Consider the following 16,248-nt stretch of genomic DNA (forward strand, 5'->3'; position numbering starts at 1 on the left):
CTGATTGGTCAAGGCTTCATACTAGCTCTGGGGCGCCAACCCCGGAGATAGTAGCCAATGGTTTGTATGTAATTGTCTGGGTCGTTCCTAACGCCCACAGTGTACAATTAAACGAAAACGCTGTCAATACTTTTTTTATTAAATAACATCGTTTATATAACTTCCCCCTCCGCACAACTTTTCGTGCGGAGGGGAATTTTTTTATGGAGTAAAAGGAGCAGTACTGACACATTGTCTCGTACCTGATTCCCACCCATACTTTGGTTGTCTCATATCTTTCTCGGATAGACGTGCCTCTTTATACAAAAATAATCTATCACATGGTAATTGTTGATTGTTAAATAGTTACTCCGATTATATAACATGGTAGTGGATGACTAAAAAATCAAAAAACTCAACCTATGTAAATATGAATCAAGTCCATAATTCTTAGAAGAACTCAAACTCACTATTTCTCCTATCGGATTTCATGTATTTTTATACTAGTTCTTCTCGATAGTCAGCAACTATTTAACTTTTTTTACACATTTGAAGCAAAATTTAACCATCTAGGAGCTCTACTCCCTAGACAAGTTGGGTGCCGTCAATCAAGTTATTCTGACATTAATTACAGCCCTTTTAGTCTGAACAATTAAACTGGAATTAAGAATCTATGTTTCACTATTTAGGGGGTGGCCCGATAAACTGTTGGGTGAAGCCAGTCTTTGTCACACTTGTTTTAAAACTAAATGACTGAAAAAAGGCATCTGTTACGTATGTATTGGCTGTTTTGTTAATTTTATAGAAGATATTAAAATCAGAAAATTAATTTTTTTCATTATTTATCTTATCGCAACACTAGTGAGTTTAACTACCAACTAGCACTTGACTCTAAACTTAGGTTGAGTGATAAGATTTAGTTAGTTTAAAATATATAGGAGTGATGTTACGTATGCTATCAAGAATATTGAGAAAAAATGTGGAACAAACACTAATTCCACAAAGAATTAGTTGTGATACAATTTTAAAAGGAAGAATATCAAAAGGAGAAGAAGTCTCGTTTCAAACAGAAGATAATATTAAGATTATCGGCAGTTGGTATCAAGGAACCAATGATCGTACGGTATTAATCTCACATAGTTTTGGATCTAATAGATATGGTTGGGAGGAAAGTGGGAAAGATGATATCATTGATATGGTACCAAGTATCCAACTATTTATCAAAGAAGGATACAATGTTTTAGTCTTTGATCACCGTGCATGTGGTGAAAGTGAAGGCCATCTCACTTATTTTGGAAAAAAAGAGGCTTTAGATATTCAAGCGGCTTTTCACTGGATAAGAGAAAATAAAGTCTCATCACAAAATAATCAATTAAATCAATTTGTGTTACTTGGCTTCTCATCCGGTGCCAATGCCACGTTAATTGCAATTGAAAAACTAGAAAAAATTGCAAATGTAGAAATAGTAGGTATTCTTTCTAATCTTTATTGGTACGCTAAAATGTTTCCAAATAGTTTAAAATATTTCACTAAACTCCCGCAATGGCTTATTCCAAGTCTATCAAAAGCAACTGAGGATATCATTGGTTTTAATCCAAATATAACAATTAATCCTACAAAAGAAGCTTCAAAAGTAACATCCCCATTACTAATTATCAATTCAGAATCAGACATGATTGCGAATGTAGCTGATATAAAAAAAGTCTTTTCAGTTATAAATAGCTATAAGCAATTTATATTATTAAAAGGAGAACGTTTTGATTCTTACCATGTAGTGGAAAAGGAACCTGATAAAGTATTTTCATTTATTGAAAAAGGATTTACAAATCCAAGTACGGAACCTAAAAAAACGGCAATTTTAACAATTGAATACCAAAATAGCTGGACAACTAAAGGGTTCTTTTATCAACTGATTAAAAAAGAGTATAATCAACGTGACGTTCTTAAAAAGACCCTCTCGTTGCTAGCAGAATGTAGAAAAGAAAATATTCCCATTGTGCATGCTCCTTTAATTCTAGATAAGAAAGATAAATATCGTTACCAAAAAGCGCCATTTCCTGCCAGATTATTCAAACAGCTAACTGCTAATACATGGAAAAGTGACATAACAAGTGGAATCGCTAGCCCAAATGATATCATCGTAAGCGGGAGGAGTAGTTATGATGCCTGTATAGATAGTAATTTATTGGAAATTTTAAAAACAAATAAAATTGAACGTGTGTTGATTTGTGGATTTACTACAGATCATTGTGTCAAAGAAACGTTTGATTCTTTGTATGAACAAGGTATTCAGTGTTTCATAGCTGATGAATGTACAGCAACTATGAGTCATAAGAAACAACAAGAGATAAGGTACCATTATCCAACACTGAATAATAACGACATAATAGAGCTAATAAATTAAACGTTAAAAGGAGATGGCTAGATGTATAAAATCAAACAAGTAAGTGAGAGATTAAATTTGCCAATTTCAACCTTACATTATTATGAACGAAATGGTTTGATAACACCTGCACGTGGCAACAACGGGTATCGTTATTATACAGATGTTGATATGCAAATTTTAAAATTTGCAATCATAATGAGAAAATATGGTTTCACTGTTGATGAAATAAAAAATATCTTCAATAATTACTTAAAAGAAAATCAAGATAAGGAAACAATTTATGATGCACAATTATTTTTTAACAATAAAATAACTGAGTTGAATAACAAAATTCAAGAATATACAGATGTCATTAATATTATTAAAAATCTACCTTTGATGAATCATTTTGATAATATTGAAGAGAAGAAAGAAACAACCATTTCTTTAATGAATCAATTATACGACCAAATAAAATAGTAACTGATCTCAATTATACCAAATAGTCCACCCCCAAGGGAGGAAGCTGCTGAAAAAGTTAAATAATCAAAGTTGTATCGTTTGGTTCAATCTTTTTTAGCTGTTTCAAAACTGCGTACGCTATAAAACTGACATGCTCTGTTTTTTATACGGCCTCTCCGATATAAGAAAGCTTATAAAATTGGCGGGACTGCATTTTTTATCGAATTTTAAACTCGACAAAAAGACGCCTTTACGCAAGGCGTCTCAGCATAAAATATTTGATAAAAAGTTAGGCTTTCTTCACTAAATAATACACATCATTTTCTACAATCCCTGCCAAGTTTGTATAATGAATTTTTTTCTTGCTACTGGAATAATTTATAAAACTTCACATCTCTTTCATTTACGATGCATCTTAAATTCTAAAAACAAATCATTATAAATCCCTAAAAACTCTGGGCCTAAATCTTCATAAACTTCCAAATTCGCCATCGTCTCATCACTCGGATAAAATTGCTCGTCCTCTGTGATCTCCTTTGGCAACAGCGCCATCGCTTCTTTATTGGGCGTGGAATACCCAATATAAGCCGCATTTTGAGCTGCATTGTCTGGCTCTAACATGAAATTGATAAACGCATAGGCACCCTCAACATTTTTGGCTGTTTTAGGAATAACAATGTTATCAAACCACAAATTTGTTCCTTGACTCGGAATAACGTAATGCAAATGATCGTTATTAGCCAGCATCTCGGCTGCTTCCCCTGAAAAAGAAACTGCTGCGGCACTTTCTTCATTGATCATATACATTTTAATTTCATCTGCCACAATCGCCTTAACGTTTGGTGTTAATCCCTTTAGCTTATTCCCTGCTGCTGCCAATTGTTCTAAGTCTCGACTGTTTAGTGATTGATTGTTACTGTTTAATGCTAAACCAATAACCTCTCGAGCCCCATCAATCAGCATCAAATTATTTTTTAACGCTGGCTGCCACAAATCATCCCACTCTTTAATGGCCTCTTTTCCAACAAATTTATCGTTATAAATGATACCAAGAGTCCCCCAAAAATAAGGGATTGAATACTGATTACCGGGATCAAATTCCTTATCCAAAAAGCGTGGATCAAGGTTGTTAATCCCTTTAATTTTATGATAATCCAGTTTAACTAGCATTTCTTCCTTCATCATTTTTTGAATCATATATTCACTTGGAATCGTTAAATCATAGGCGGTACCACCTTGTTGAATCTTGGTAAACATGGCTTCATTGGAATCAAAGGTTTCATAGCTCACTTTATAGCCGGTTTCTTTTTCAAATTTTTTCAGTAGCTCTGGATCAATGTAGTCTCCCCAGTTATAAATCGTTAGTGTGTTCGTACCAGAAAAGCCTTGTGCCTTTTCCAACTGACGGTTGGCAATAAACAGGATCACCACAATCGCCAAAATTCCCACTAGCAATGGTTTCAACTTTCTCATAGCCCGCTCACCGCCTCATGCTCTTTGCGATTTCGCTTCTGCCCCTTTGATAAATTTCCTTGGCTGATAAAATAATAACCAATCACTAAGAAGAGCGAGAATAAAAATAGTAGCGCACTTAGAGCATTGATTTCTAAGCTTACTCCTTGACGAGCTCGCGAATAAATTTCTACTGATAAGGTAGAAAAACCGTTCCCCGTCACAAAAAAGGTCACAGCGAAGTCATCAAGAGAATAAGTGAATGCCATAAAATACCCCGCAATAATTCCCGGTGTAATAAAAGGCAAGATAACTTTACGAATAACCGTCCAATTGTTTGCCCCTAAATCCCGAGCAGCATCAATCATCGAGTCATTCATTTCCTTTAGCTTAGGCAAGACCATTAACACAACTATCGGAATACTGAATGCCACATGGGACAGTAAGACTGATGAAAAGCCCAAACTCAACCCAAGCACCGTAAAAAAAATTAGGAAGCTAGCACCAATAATAACATCTGGTGACACCATCAAAATATTATTCAAGCTCATCAACGCGTTGCGACTCTTTCGTTTACGAGTATAGTAAATCATCATCGCCCCGAAGGTACCGATTGTCGTCGCAATCAACGCTGATAAAAAAGCTAACATAAAGGTATTAATCACAATCCCAATCAAGCGTTTATCCTCAAACACGGCTTGATAATGCTCTAAAGTAAAGCCTGTGAAGCTCGTCATACTACCCCCAGCATTAAAAGAATAAAAAATCAGATAAAAGATCGGTACATACAGCAAAACAAATACCATTACCAAATAAATACGGGACCAAACCGCTGTTTTTTTCATTTTGCTCGTCCTCTCTTTTTCTTCTCACCTGTCAGTAGCATAATTAACACCATCGCAATAATTAGAATAACTCCTATAGTCGAGCCCATCCCCCAATTTTGCGTCACTAAAAAATGTTCCTCAATCGCTGTTCCCAAGGTAATCACCCGATTGCCCCCAATCAAACGTGTCAGCATAAATAAACTCAAAGATGGGATAAATACTGCTTGCACACCACTTTTTACCCCATTCATCGATAATGGAAAAATTACTCTTCGAAAGGTCTCAAACGAGTTAGCGCCTAAATCTCTACTAGCGCTGATCAGCGATGGATTCATTTCCTCTAACGCATTAAAAATCGGCATAATCATAAAAGGAATCTCAATATAAGCAGCCACAAAAATAAAACTAAAGTCTGTAAAAAGAATCTGCTTCCCGCCAATACCAACAAACTCTAAAAAATGATTAATGCTGCCGTGGGCGCTAAATATCCCAATAAACGCATAAGCCTTCAATAATAAATTCACCCATGTCGGCAAAATAATCAGCATCAACCACAACTGCTTATGCTTTAATTGGTTCAAAAAATAAGCTGCTGGGTAACTAATCAGCAAAACAATCAAGGTGATAATAAAGGCGTACAAAACCGAGTTGAGTGTCATCATTAAGTAGGTGGCTGATGAAAAATAAATCCGGTAATTCTCCAACGTATAGTTACCATCAATCCCTTTAAATGATTGATAGATAATTAGCATGACAGGCGCTATGACAAACAAGCCTAGCCACAAAACATAAGGAATCGAATAAATCCTTCTAGTTGATGTCATGATTGATTTACACCTCCTCTTCGTAGCTTTCTAGACGGGCATCAAAGTCTTCCTCTGACTCGTTGAAGCGCATGACGTGGATATCTGCTGGCTCAAAAAATAAACCAACCTCTGTCCCTTCCTTCGCTTTCCGAGTAGAATGAACGACCCACTCATTGCCCTCAGAATCATAGCCCACAATCTCATAATGGACACCGCGAAAAAGCTGACTGTCTACCTTGACCTTCAATTTCCCTTGTTCCACCGACGTAATCGCCATATCCTCAGGTCGAATCATGACTTCAATCGACTCATTAGGACGCATACCACCATCAACACATTCAAACTGATGCCCAACAAACTGAACCAAGTTATCCTCTACCATCAAGCCGTCAACAATGTTACTTTCCCCAATAAAATCGGCCACAAATCGATTAATCGGCTCATCATAAATATCAACAGGGGTACCACTTTGAACGATTTCTCCCTTATTAATAACAAAAATCTCATCACTCATTGCCAAGGCCTCTTCCTGATCATGAGTAACAAAAATAAAGGTAATCCCTAAACGTTGCTGCAATTCACGTAGCTCATACTGCATATCCGTTCGTAATTTCAAATCCAAAGCTGACAAAGGCTCATCTAAAAGTAAAACCTCTGGCTCATTGGCAAGTGCCCGAGCGATAGCCACACGCTGACGCTGACCTCCAGACATCTCACTAATTTCACGGTCTTCAAAGCCAGATAGCTGAACCATCCGTAAAACCTCTTTAACCTTAGCTTCAATTTCCTTTTTAGGCATTTTTTTAATCGTTAAGCCAAACGCCACATTATCAAAAACGTTTAAATGCGGAAATAGCGCGTAATCCTGAAATACCGTGTTGACCTTCCGCTTATTCGCTGGAATATCATTTACTCGCTCTCCCTCTAAGCGAATATCCCCTTGATCCGCCTCAATAAATCCAGCAATCAGACGTAAGATAGTAGTTTTGCCACAACCCGATGGTCCAAGCAAGGTGTAAAACTTTCCTTGTTCAATTTCAAAACTAACATTTTTTAAGACCACCGTATCATCGTATGTCTTTTTTACATTATCAAAAGTAATAATATGTTGTGCCATTTTTTCCACTCCTTTTACTTAATGGGGACCGTTGTCCTCTACTATCTCACCTCTTGACAGTCAGTTCATCACTGTGCTATAAATACGAATCTGTTGCTACGATGAGCAAGCGACTCTGCTCAGGGGCATTGTTTTTTATTTGGTGGCTATCGGTTGCCCGGTAATAGATGGTTTCGCCTTTTTTAGCAAAATAACGACGTAAACCAATTTCTACACAGACTTCACCCTCTAGCACATAGGCAAAGGTATCCGATAATGAGGGAGCAAATTCCTTAAATTCCCCTTTACTTTCTAAAGTTAAAAAAATCGGCTCCATGTCATTCTCATTGGAATCGGGAACTAACCATTCGACTTGGTAATGCTTTTCCTCATCGTAATAAATAGTTCGCTCGCTGTCATCATAGACAACCTTCTGATCCTTAGCCTCTTCGTTAAAAAAATCACGAGGGGTCGTACCTAATACTTCTAATATATTGAAAAAAGAATCCATTGAAGGTGAGCTGAGATTGCGTTCCAACTGACTAATATAGCCTTTAGTAAGATCTGTGCGCTCACCTAATTCTTCTTGGGTTAAATTTTTTTGTATCCGTAAATTTTTAATTTTACTGCCGATATCCATGTTGAACCTCTTTCGTAAGTATAGTATAAGTAAACTCAAAAGATAAAAGTGTTGTATAAGTAAACTTTATGTTTACAAACAAGAGCTAGTATACAGCCATCTGCCAGAAATTTCAAGAAAAATAACGAGATTTAGTCGCTTTTTTTTACTATCTTACCTATACTGAAAGTATGTCAAATAAAACTAGCAAGCAAGGGTGAGAGACACCTGATTTTTCTTCCACCTTTTTGCTAAAGGAGCCTAATTATGGAAAAATTTACTGCCCTATGGTTAGAAAAAGAAACTGCAGAAACACTCGTCCCATATTGCCGTGAAACGGTGATCGACGAATTGTCAGCTGGCGATGTCATCATCCGTGTCGCCTACTCTAGCGTCAACTTCAAGGACGCTTTAGCAACGCAAGAGAAATCGGGAGTTGTTCGCAATTACCCGATTATCCCTGGAATTGATTTAAGTGGCACAATTATTGACCCAGGTGAATCGGCTTTTAAAATTGGTCAAGAGGTCCTTGTAACCGGCTACGGTCTTGGTGTAAGCCATTCTGGAGGCTATAGTGAAATGGCACGTGTTCCTTCGAGTTGGGTGATTCCACTTCCAGCCGATCTAAGCATGAAAACTGCGATGATTTTCGGAACTGCCGGTCTAACAGCTGCTTTATCAGTCAATGCCCTTGAAAAACAAGGACTTCGGCAAAAGAAAGACGCCGAAATTCTAGTAACAGGAGCTTCTGGGGGCGTTGGCAGTCTAGCTATTGGTATTTTAAAAAATCTTGGCTATCACAACATAACCGCTCTATCTCGCAAAAAAGAACAATCAGCTGCTTATTTTTCTGAGCTGGGAGTCAAGCATGTCGTAACTGCTGACGAACTTTCACCAGAAAAACCACGCCCTTTAATGAAGCAAACTTATCATTATGTTTTAGATACTGTAGGTGGGCATCAGCTAGAAGCGATTATTCCACAAATTGCCTACGACGGCAGTATTTCCCTTTGTGGCAACGCTGGTGGGATTACTTTTTCGTCTACTGTTCTTCCTTATATTTTACGCGGTATCAATATCTTGGGAATTGATTCTGTCAACATCTCTAACGAACGTCGTCTCTATATGTGGAATCGTTTAGCAACGGATATGATGCCAGCTAATGTTGAACAATTTGCCAAAAATGAACTGTCCCTAATTGAGTTACCTCAAGCGTTTGAGCAGCTTCTAGCTGGAACTATGACAGGACGTAACCTTGTTAGACTAACACCGCAATAAGCCTTAACTGAACGGTTTTTTAACTTGACTTTAGGCCACTATCTTCATATTATATAAACAATACTTTGACGCAGTAAGAAATGGGGAGAAACAATGACAGATACTAAAAGCAAAGCCTATCGTCTCACAATCAGAGGGGTGCTAATCGCAATCATTATCGTGCAATCCATGATTCCTTTTTTAGGGTATATTCCGCTACTAGCAACTAGCCTGACAATCATCCATATTACCGTGATTGTTGCGGCCATTACCTTAGGAACGAAGGACGGCATGTTTATTGGGTTAATCTGGGGTGTTATGACTATGATTCGGGCGTGGACTGCTCCAACAACTCCAATAGACACATTAATTTTTACAAATCCCATCGTTTCTGTTTTACCACGGGTTCTCGTTGGGCTTGTCGCAGGAGCTGTCTTTACTGTTCTTTATAAACGCACCAAGCAATTTTACTTGCCAACAATCATCGCCGCAGCACTTGCTACCTTAACGAACACCGTCCTAGTTCTCGGATTGATGGGGCTTCTTTATACAGGGCCTGTCGCCGAAGCTTACGGCACGACCTCAGCAGGACTGCTTTCGGTTTTACTGGTAGTTGTTGGAACTAATGGCATTCCTGAAATTATTGCAGCAATCATCATCACACCATTAATAGTTCGGGCATTATTTGCCGCAACTAAATTGACCCCTGAAACGCGGGTTTAACTAATAAAAAGAAGGAGTCATACACATGAAATTAATCGTTAATGCCGACGATTTCGGCTATTCAAAAGGAGTTAACCACGGAATTGTTGACAGTTTTAAAGATGGGATTATTACAGCGACTACCCTTTTAACAACAATGCCAGGTGCTCACCATGCTTTTGAGCTTGCGAAGGAAAATCCTACACTCGACATTGGCATTCATCTTACGATCGACTTAGGGCGTCCTACATTGGCTACAGCTCAGGTGTCGAATCTGATTCAAGAAAATGGCGACTTTAGGCCCTATAGTTATTGGCTTGAAGCCACAAGTGTTCCAACAGATGAAATCTACGCTGAGTGGAAAAATCAGATTGATACAGCTATTAAGCATGGTGTTCAGCCGAGCCACCTTGATTCCCATCACCATCTACACATGCTACCTCTAGTCTTTCCAATTTTTGCTCAATTGGCTCATGACTACGGCTTAGCAGTCCGATTTCATCCATGCTGGGGAGACATCGCCGATGTGGCCACTCATCTTAAAGGGCTAAAGCGCGCTGATTATTTTTCTAGTGAATTTTATGAAGAAAAAGTAGCAACCGACTTCTTTGAAACTCTGCCTACAGGGACGGATGAGATTTGGGAAATCATGTGCCATCCTGCCTACTTAGATCCTGAACTTTTGAAGCGGACCTCTTACTTAAATGAACGCATCACAGAAGTTGAGGTGCTTAACTCAGCAAAAACCAAAGCGGAAATTGCCCGCCTTGGAATTGAACTTATCAACTTCAAAGAGTTATAAAAAAGATGAGGGGGAGCTGTGACGTGATCACAGCTCCCCCTCATCTTTTTTTATTTACGCCTTTTCACGACCAATAATCCGTACTTCTGTTTCCAATTTAACTTGAAATTTCTCAAAAATAACCTTTTGAATATACTTAATTAATTCCACATAATCAGTTGCAGTCGCATGGTCGATATTCACAATAAATCCAGCGTGCTTCGTTGAGATTTGAGCACCGCCCCAGATTAAGCCTTGCAACTCCGCTTCTTGAATCAACTGTCCTGTAAAATGCCCCTCGGGACGTTTAAAGACACTGCCACATGATGGATATTCTAATGGCTGCTTAGCTTCTCTCAAAGCTGTCAGTTCCTTCATTTTCGCTGAAATTTCTTCTTTATTTCCTGTCTCTAAAGCAAATCTAACGGTCAAGACAATTCCTTTACGTGTCTGCATCAAACTATGGCGATAAGAAAAGTCCATCTGATCCTTCGTTAACCGCTCAAAGCGACCGTCTTCCCAAATCACGTCCACAGACTCAAAAACATCCACAATTTCCCCGCCATAGGCACCAGCATTCATATAAATGGCTCCGCCAATGCTGCCAGGGATCCCACAGGCAAATTCCAAGCCTGTCAGCTCGTGCTCTAAAGCAAAATAAGTCGTATCGATCAATTTAGCCCCTGCATCGACAACAATCGTTTGCCCTTCAACCGCCAGTTGATTCATCTCCGTCAGCATTAAGACGAATCCAGCGATACCGCCCTCACGAACGATCAAATTACTCGCATTTCCTAAAACTAACCACGGATGAGATTCAGCTGTACAATAATCCACAATTACTTTAACTTCTTCCTTTGTTTTCGGAAATAATAAAACATCTACTGGTCCGCCAGTTTTGGTAAAGGTGTAATTAGTCAGTGGTTCGTCAAACAACATCTTGATTGTTGGCAAATCTGCCATAATTTTTTCTTTATTCACGACACTAGTCCTTTCAATTTTAACCTCGTTATATTCTACCATGCTTCCCCAAGAAAAGACTAGCCTCTCTCTCAATTTTTAACCAATATATCACAGATCCGCTACTACTTAAAAGAGACCTTCTCTGTCTGATAGCCCGCTTCCTCTAATAACTTCAAGACGCCTTTATCCGATGGCAGATGACCTGCTCCAACTGCCACAAAAACACCCTGTTCTTTTTCTAGGTATGCCGGTAAAACCTTTAGCCAATTGGCATTCCGCCGATTGATAAGTAACTCTTGTTGAATCGCACTCATCGCTCCCTCAGTCTCTTCCTTTTCAAAGTATTTAAAGACATCCCCAGCGATATAGTCCTCTAATAATTCAACAGTAGACGCTTTACCTTCTTCCAAAGATGGAATCAATGCCACCCATTCATTGACATCTGCGGGCTCTTTATACGCCTCTAGCAACAAATCATACTGCTCCGCAACTGTCTCAAAGCCTTCATTTTTTATCGTATCACTATTTCGAGCCTTACCGTACAACTGCATCTCTACTCCATAAGTCGTGGCTATCGGGGAAATATATTTAGTTTGAAGAAATTGATCAATCCCAAAGCGATTTAACATCTTAATTTGCTCTTCTTCAAATTTATATTCTTTTAGTCGTTTTCTGAAAAGTTTTAAGCTTTCCTCATTCATTCCCTCTGTGATCGGTTTGTCTCCCTGAATGGCTGTCATCAACAACTCCTGATCTGGTGTTTCCAACTCTGACATCTTAATCTCTGTTAACAATAACGAGCTCTTTTTAAGAGGCTCTAAGATTTCAGCTGGAAATGGGTACATCTCTTTCTTACCGATGTGCATCGTGCCGAGTATATGTCCCACTACTTTAGTGTCTTTTTTTATTTCATAAAAAGGCCAATCAACAACGATTTCTTCCACTTGCTGACTTGTTGAAGCCGTCGTCTCTTGGCTACTTGTTGAGCTGACGGTTTCAGCCGGCTTACTACATCCCACTAATAAAACTGCGGCTAATCCAACTAGCCATAGCCATTTTTTATATCCTCTTTGTTTCATCCTATAACACCCTTCCACTCACTTTTTAATAATCGTTTTCTTATCTTATGGTACTATTATGACATACTATCAAAAGAAATGAGCGAATAAAAATGACCTTAATTGAAATTTTCCCCTTTGATGACACGATGATTCCAGAAACGGTGGCACTGTATCAAAAAGTTTATGCACAAGAGCCTTGGAATGAATCTTGGGAATCATCACAACCTATTTCTGAGTTTTTCCACAACCATCTTATTAACAATTATTTTATTGGATATGTCGCTAAGAGGGGAACAAAAATTGTCGGTGCAAGTATCGGCTTTTCTAAACCTTGGATTGGGGGAATGGAGTACTATATTGATGATTTTTTTGTAGATACTGACTGTCATCGTCAAGGTGTGGGCACTAAGTTAATGTCACATATTAAACAAGAATGCCGTCTAGCCAATCACTCAGCAATCATGCTAAATACTGAGAAAAACTTCCCCTCACAGTACTTTTACGAAAAAAATGATTTTTCTGTGGAAAAGGGGCTAATCATTTTAACCGCCGGTATTTAGAACAGATTTTCGGTCTCTGTTCGGCGAACAAACTTTCGACTTATACACATATCCACAGAGTTATCCACAATCCGTTGTTTAAAACCGTCGGTTATCCACAGTTTATTATCAGGTCTCGGATAAGTGTCACACAAAGGTAAATTCTTCTTATTTACGTCCCTTTAATAATTATTTAAGCTTTTTGGTTGCGTTTTTTTAGAAGAGCATGTATGATAGATATGAAATTGAATAACTCATTCATGTGACTAGATCATACTAGGCATGGAAAAAGGATACGCGTGAATACTTGCGCCATCTTTTTCCATGCCTATTTTTAATGAGACAGGGAGAGAAAGATGAAAATAATTAAAGTATTTAATCAAAACGCCGTGTTGGTCTCAGATAAAGGTCAAGATAAGATCGTTACTGGGAAAGGTATTGGCTTTAGTAAGAAGCAGAACGACATCGTCCCGAAAAATTTAATTGAACGAGAATACGTTGCGACTGAAACTAAAAGTAAGATGGAGCAAGTGCTACAAAGCATTGACCCAGAATTTTTCATCGCCTCTGAAGAAATTATTGATACGGCTGAGGAGATGTTGAAAACAAAGTTTAATGAGCACATCCATTCGATTTTAGCAGATCATATCGCCTTCGCCATTGATCGTATTCGTGATGGTATCGTCATTCAAAATAAATTGCTAAATGAAATTCAGATTCTCTATCCTGAGGAATTTCGAGCAGCGGAATGGGCGATTACCTATTTACGCGAAAAATTTGAGCTGGATTTTTCGATTGATGAAGCGGCTTATATTGCCATTCATTTCCACAGTGCTAGTTCTGGTCAAGCTACTACCAACAAAAGTATCCGTGAAGTAACCATCATCTCAGCCATGATTACAACAATCGCTGAGGAGCTTGATGTCGATTTTACAAAAATGAGTATGGGACTTAATTATTCCCGCTTAGTTATCCATCTGCGTTACGTTGTGGAACGGGTTTACCAAAGTAAATTTCATTCGATGGATGACGATGTGTTTCAATTAGTTAAAACGAAGTATCAACACAGTTATGCGGTTGCCGAGAAGGTCGCCCGAATGACCCGAGTTGACTATGGCTTAACCATCCCAGGAGAGGAGTTAGGTTATATCACTTTGCATATCGAGCGCTTATCTGATCAACTTAAACGCAACCCTAACTAAATTAGGTATATTCAGCTCTTGATTGACCTTATTTTTATTTATTTCATATGGAGAGCTTGACATATAAAAATTTATTAGAGGAGGTAAGTAGTTTGAAAACATACTTACAAAGAATGGGAAGATCGTTAATGCTTCCAGTAGCAGTTTTACCTGCTGCGGCGATTTTGATGGGGATTGGGTATTGGATTGATCCAAATGTTATGACTGGTATGGGAGATCCTAATTTTATTTCTGTGTTCCTAGTTAAAGCGGGTGGCGCGATTATTGACCACTTGCCAATTTTATTTGCTGTTGGGCTTGCTTTGGGCATGTCGAAGGACAAAGACGGAGCAGCTGCACTTAGTGGATTGGTCGCTTTCTTAGTGGTAACAACTCTTTTAGCAACTGGAGCTGTTGGGGCTATGAAGGGTATTCCAGTTGAAGAAGTAAACGTCGCGTTTAGCAAAATTGATAATGCCTTTATCGGGATTTTATCTGGGTTAATTGCAGCGGCTATGTACAATCGTTTCAGCCAAGTTCAATTGCCAATGGCGCTTTCGTTCTTTAGTGGGAAACGTCTTGTCCCAATCATGACATCACTTGCTATGCTAGTTGTGTCAGTATTACTTCTATTTATTTGGCCAGTTGTTTACGCTGGATTGGTTTCATTTGGTACAGCAATTTCTAGCTTAGGTGCTGTAGGTGCTGGTTTGTACGGGTTCTTCAACCGTCTACTAATTCCAACTGGTTTACACCATGCCTTGAACTCTGTTTTCTGGTTTGACGTGGCTGGTATTAATGATATTGGTAACTTCTTATCTGGTGCAGGCGAAAAAGGAATTACTGGGATGTACCAAGGTGGGTTCTTCCCAATGATGATGTTTGGTTTACCAGCCGGTGGTTACGCTATTTACCGTAACGCACGCCCAGAAAAGAAAAAAGCAACAGCGTCATTAATGATTGCTGCTGGCTTTGCCGCTTTCTTTACTGGAATTACTGAACCATTAGAATTTTCATTCATGTTCGTTGCATGGCCTTTATATGTCTTACATGCAATTTTAACAGGTATTTCACTATTTATCTCTGCGTTCTTCCACTGGACAGCTGGTTTTGCTTTCAGTGCTGGACTTGTCGACTTTGTGTTAAGCTTGCGTAACCCAATTGCTAATCAACCATACATGCTGATTATCCAAGGATTGGTTATGGCAGCACTTTACTTCTTTACCTTTGACTTTGCAATCAAGAAATTTAACTTGTTAACACCTGGTCGTGAAGAAACAACGCTTGAAGAAGAAATCGAAGAGCAAGTTACTGAAGGTGGGAACAAATTCACTGCTATGGCAACTCGGATCTTTGATGGCCTAGGTGGCAACGATAACGTGGTGTCTATCGATAACTGTACCACTCGCCTGCGTCTTGTCGTAAAAGACATGGACAAAGTAGATGAAGCTAAAATCAAGTCTACTAATGTACCTGGCGTGAAAAAAATCGACGATCAAAATATTCAAGTCATCGTCGGAACAGAAGTCCAATTTGTCGCTGATGAGATGAGTAAGCTGAAAAAGTAAGCTAGCTATATATATCTTGTTATATAAATACTTTCCACATATAAATTCTATGGTATAATGGACTTTACAATTTTATAAATTATCGGAGGAACGTCGCATGTTTAAATTCTTAAAAAAAGATAACAAAACAACCTTTCATACGGTTGCAGAAGGAAATTTAATTCCGATCAACAAAGTAGAAGACAATGTCTTTTCAGAAAAAATGTTAGGCGATGGCTATGCTGTTCAACCAACTTCTTCTGAAATCTACGCACCAGTTAAAGGGAAAATTGTTAGTGTGTTTCCAACTAAACATGCCATTACAATGACCACTGATAGTGGCTTAGAAATTTTAGTCCACATGGGAATTGATACAGTGGAATTAAAAGGGGCGCCTTTTGAGATTTTCGTTTCTGAAGGTCAAGAAGTAACGCCTGAAACCAAATTGGCGAACATGGATTTAGAAGAACTTGCTAAAACTGATACAACCTCAACTGTTGTGGTTGTCATTACTAACATGGATGCTGTTAAAAAGATCTCTGACGTAACAGAAAGGGCCGTTAAAGCATCAGAAGAAGCTTTAACAGTCGAAGTCTAACAGAACAGATTTT

14 protein-coding genes and 1 pseudogene are annotated in these 16,248 nt (G+C 38.4%); 8 read left to right on the forward strand and 7 right to left on the reverse strand.

All coding sequences use genetic code 11. From position 1 onward, the window contains the following. Nucleotides 1-931 precede the first annotated feature (931 nt). Nucleotides 932-2,383: an isochorismatase family protein gene (locus tag AC5KOD_RS18940; RefSeq protein WP_496916158.1), complete on the forward strand. Its 1,452-nt coding sequence runs from the start codon at nt 932-934 to the stop codon at nt 2,381-2,383. Between the two features lie 21 nt (nt 2,384-2,404). Further along, nucleotides 2,405-2,824 carry a MerR family transcriptional regulator gene (locus tag AC5KOD_RS18945; protein ID WP_496916159.1) on the forward strand — a complete coding sequence of 140 codons (420 nt, stop codon included), beginning with the start codon at nt 2,405-2,407 and terminating at the stop codon, nt 2,822-2,824. A 381-nt stretch (nt 2,825-3,205) separates the two neighbouring features. Here AC5KOD_RS18945 and AC5KOD_RS18950 read toward each other — a convergent pair whose 3' ends face one another. The 5 genes from AC5KOD_RS18950 to AC5KOD_RS18970 all read right to left on the reverse strand — a co-directional run bounded on the left by AC5KOD_RS18950 (nt 3,206) and on the right by AC5KOD_RS18970 (nt 7,627). After that, a complete protein-coding gene (locus AC5KOD_RS18950) occupies nt 3,206-4,279 on the reverse strand; it encodes an ABC transporter substrate-binding protein (RefSeq protein WP_496916160.1) in 1,074 nt (357 codons plus the stop codon). Beyond that, nucleotides 4,276-5,103 carry an ABC transporter permease gene (locus AC5KOD_RS18955; protein WP_496916161.1) on the reverse strand — a complete coding sequence of 276 codons (828 nt, stop codon included), beginning with the start codon at nt 5,101-5,103 and terminating at the stop codon, nt 4,276-4,278. Before AC5KOD_RS18955 ends, AC5KOD_RS18950 begins: the two co-directional genes overlap by 4 nt. Continuing rightward, nucleotides 5,100-5,909: an ABC transporter permease gene (locus AC5KOD_RS18960; RefSeq protein ID WP_496916162.1), complete on the reverse strand. Its 810-nt coding sequence runs from the start codon at nt 5,907-5,909 to the stop codon at nt 5,100-5,102. Before AC5KOD_RS18960 ends, AC5KOD_RS18955 begins: the two co-directional genes overlap by 4 nt. Nucleotides 5,910-5,916: 7 nt before the next feature. Continuing rightward, entirely contained in the window at nt 5,917-7,008 is a 1,092-nt protein-coding gene (locus AC5KOD_RS18965) for an ABC transporter ATP-binding protein (RefSeq protein ID WP_496916163.1), read from the reverse strand. 76 nt (nt 7,009-7,084) lie between these two features. Then, nucleotides 7,085-7,627 carry a helix-turn-helix domain-containing protein gene (locus AC5KOD_RS18970; protein ID WP_496916164.1) on the reverse strand — a complete coding sequence of 181 codons (543 nt, stop codon included), beginning with the start codon at nt 7,625-7,627 and terminating at the stop codon, nt 7,085-7,087. Nucleotides 7,628-7,873: 246 nt separating this feature from the next. Here AC5KOD_RS18970 and AC5KOD_RS18975 point away from each other — a divergent pair, with 246 nt between their 5' ends. From AC5KOD_RS18975 to chbG, 3 genes are all read left to right on the forward strand, one after another. Continuing rightward, nucleotides 7,874-8,884, forward strand: coding sequence for a YhdH/YhfP family quinone oxidoreductase (locus AC5KOD_RS18975; RefSeq protein WP_496916165.1), 1,011 nt, complete (start codon nt 7,874-7,876; stop codon nt 8,882-8,884). Nucleotides 8,885-8,977: 93 nt separating this feature from the next. Further along, nucleotides 8,978-9,586 carry an ECF transporter S component gene (locus AC5KOD_RS18980; RefSeq protein WP_496916166.1) on the forward strand — a complete coding sequence of 203 codons (609 nt, stop codon included), beginning with the start codon at nt 8,978-8,980 and terminating at the stop codon, nt 9,584-9,586. Between the two features lie 25 nt (nt 9,587-9,611). After that, entirely contained in the window at nt 9,612-10,367 is a 756-nt protein-coding gene (gene chbG / locus AC5KOD_RS18985; RefSeq protein WP_496916167.1) for a chitin disaccharide deacetylase, read from the forward strand. 54 nt (nt 10,368-10,421) lie between these two features. Here the strand turns inward: chbG and murB are convergent, their stop codons facing one another. Both murB and AC5KOD_RS18995 read right to left on the reverse strand, forming a co-directional pair. Then, nucleotides 10,422-11,327, reverse strand: coding sequence for a UDP-N-acetylmuramate dehydrogenase (gene murB / locus AC5KOD_RS18990; RefSeq protein ID WP_496916168.1), 906 nt, complete (start codon nt 11,325-11,327; stop codon nt 10,422-10,424). Nucleotides 11,328-11,431: 104 nt separating this feature from the next. Next, complete coding sequence (locus AC5KOD_RS18995; protein ID WP_496916169.1) at nt 11,432-12,388, reverse strand: TraB/GumN family protein; 957 nt, start codon at nt 12,386-12,388, stop codon at nt 11,432-11,434. A gap of 92 nt (nt 12,389-12,480) precedes the next feature. Between AC5KOD_RS18995 and AC5KOD_RS19000 the strand changes: the two genes are divergently transcribed. From AC5KOD_RS19000 to nagE, 3 genes and pseudogenes are all read left to right on the forward strand, one after another. Then, nucleotides 12,481-12,930 (forward strand): GNAT family N-acetyltransferase, encoded by a 450-nt coding sequence (locus AC5KOD_RS19000; RefSeq protein WP_496916170.1) that lies wholly within the window; start codon nt 12,481-12,483, stop codon nt 12,928-12,930. Nucleotides 12,931-13,265: 335 nt separating this feature from the next. Continuing rightward, nucleotides 13,266-14,111, forward strand: a complete 846-nt coding sequence (locus tag AC5KOD_RS19005; RefSeq protein ID WP_496916171.1) for a PRD domain-containing protein — start codon at nt 13,266-13,268, stop codon at nt 14,109-14,111. 92 nt (nt 14,112-14,203) lie between these two features. Beyond that, nucleotides 14,204-16,235, forward strand: a pseudogene (gene nagE / locus AC5KOD_RS19010) (N-acetylglucosamine-specific PTS transporter subunit IIBC). Nucleotides 16,236-16,248 lie beyond the last annotated feature (13 nt).

Source organism: Vagococcus sp. WN80Y (assembly GCF_059621045.1).

Excerpts from the sequence above, each read along its gene's own strand:
- AC5KOD_RS18995 (WP_496916169.1), bottom strand. The coding sequence starts at position 12,388 with ATGAAACAAAGAGGATATAAAAAATGGCTATGGCTAGTTGGATTAGCC.
- AC5KOD_RS18950 (WP_496916160.1), bottom strand. The coding sequence starts at position 4,279 with ATGAGAAAGTTGAAACCATTGCTAGTGGGAATTTTGGCGATTGTGGTG.
- AC5KOD_RS19005 (WP_496916171.1), top strand. The coding sequence starts at position 13,266 with ATGAAAATAATTAAAGTATTTAATCAAAACGCCGTGTTGGTCTCAGAT.
- AC5KOD_RS18955 (WP_496916161.1), bottom strand. The coding sequence starts at position 5,103 with ATGAAAAAAACAGCGGTTTGGTCCCGTATTTATTTGGTAATGGTATTT.
- AC5KOD_RS18975 (WP_496916165.1), top strand. The coding sequence starts at position 7,874 with ATGGAAAAATTTACTGCCCTATGGTTAGAAAAAGAAACTGCAGAAACA.
- AC5KOD_RS18970 (WP_496916164.1), bottom strand. The coding sequence starts at position 7,627 with ATGGATATCGGCAGTAAAATTAAAAATTTACGGATACAAAAAAATTTA.
- AC5KOD_RS18980 (WP_496916166.1), top strand. The coding sequence starts at position 8,978 with ATGACAGATACTAAAAGCAAAGCCTATCGTCTCACAATCAGAGGGGTG.
- chbG (WP_496916167.1), top strand. The coding sequence starts at position 9,612 with ATGAAATTAATCGTTAATGCCGACGATTTCGGCTATTCAAAAGGAGTT.
- AC5KOD_RS18940 (WP_496916158.1), top strand. The coding sequence starts at position 932 with ATGCTATCAAGAATATTGAGAAAAAATGTGGAACAAACACTAATTCCA.
- AC5KOD_RS19000 (WP_496916170.1), top strand. The coding sequence starts at position 12,481 with ATGACCTTAATTGAAATTTTCCCCTTTGATGACACGATGATTCCAGAA.
- AC5KOD_RS18960 (WP_496916162.1), bottom strand. The coding sequence starts at position 5,909 with ATGACATCAACTAGAAGGATTTATTCGATTCCTTATGTTTTGTGGCTA.
- AC5KOD_RS18965 (WP_496916163.1), bottom strand. The coding sequence starts at position 7,008 with ATGGCACAACATATTATTACTTTTGATAATGTAAAAAAGACATACGAT.
- AC5KOD_RS18945 (WP_496916159.1), top strand. The coding sequence starts at position 2,405 with ATGTATAAAATCAAACAAGTAAGTGAGAGATTAAATTTGCCAATTTCA.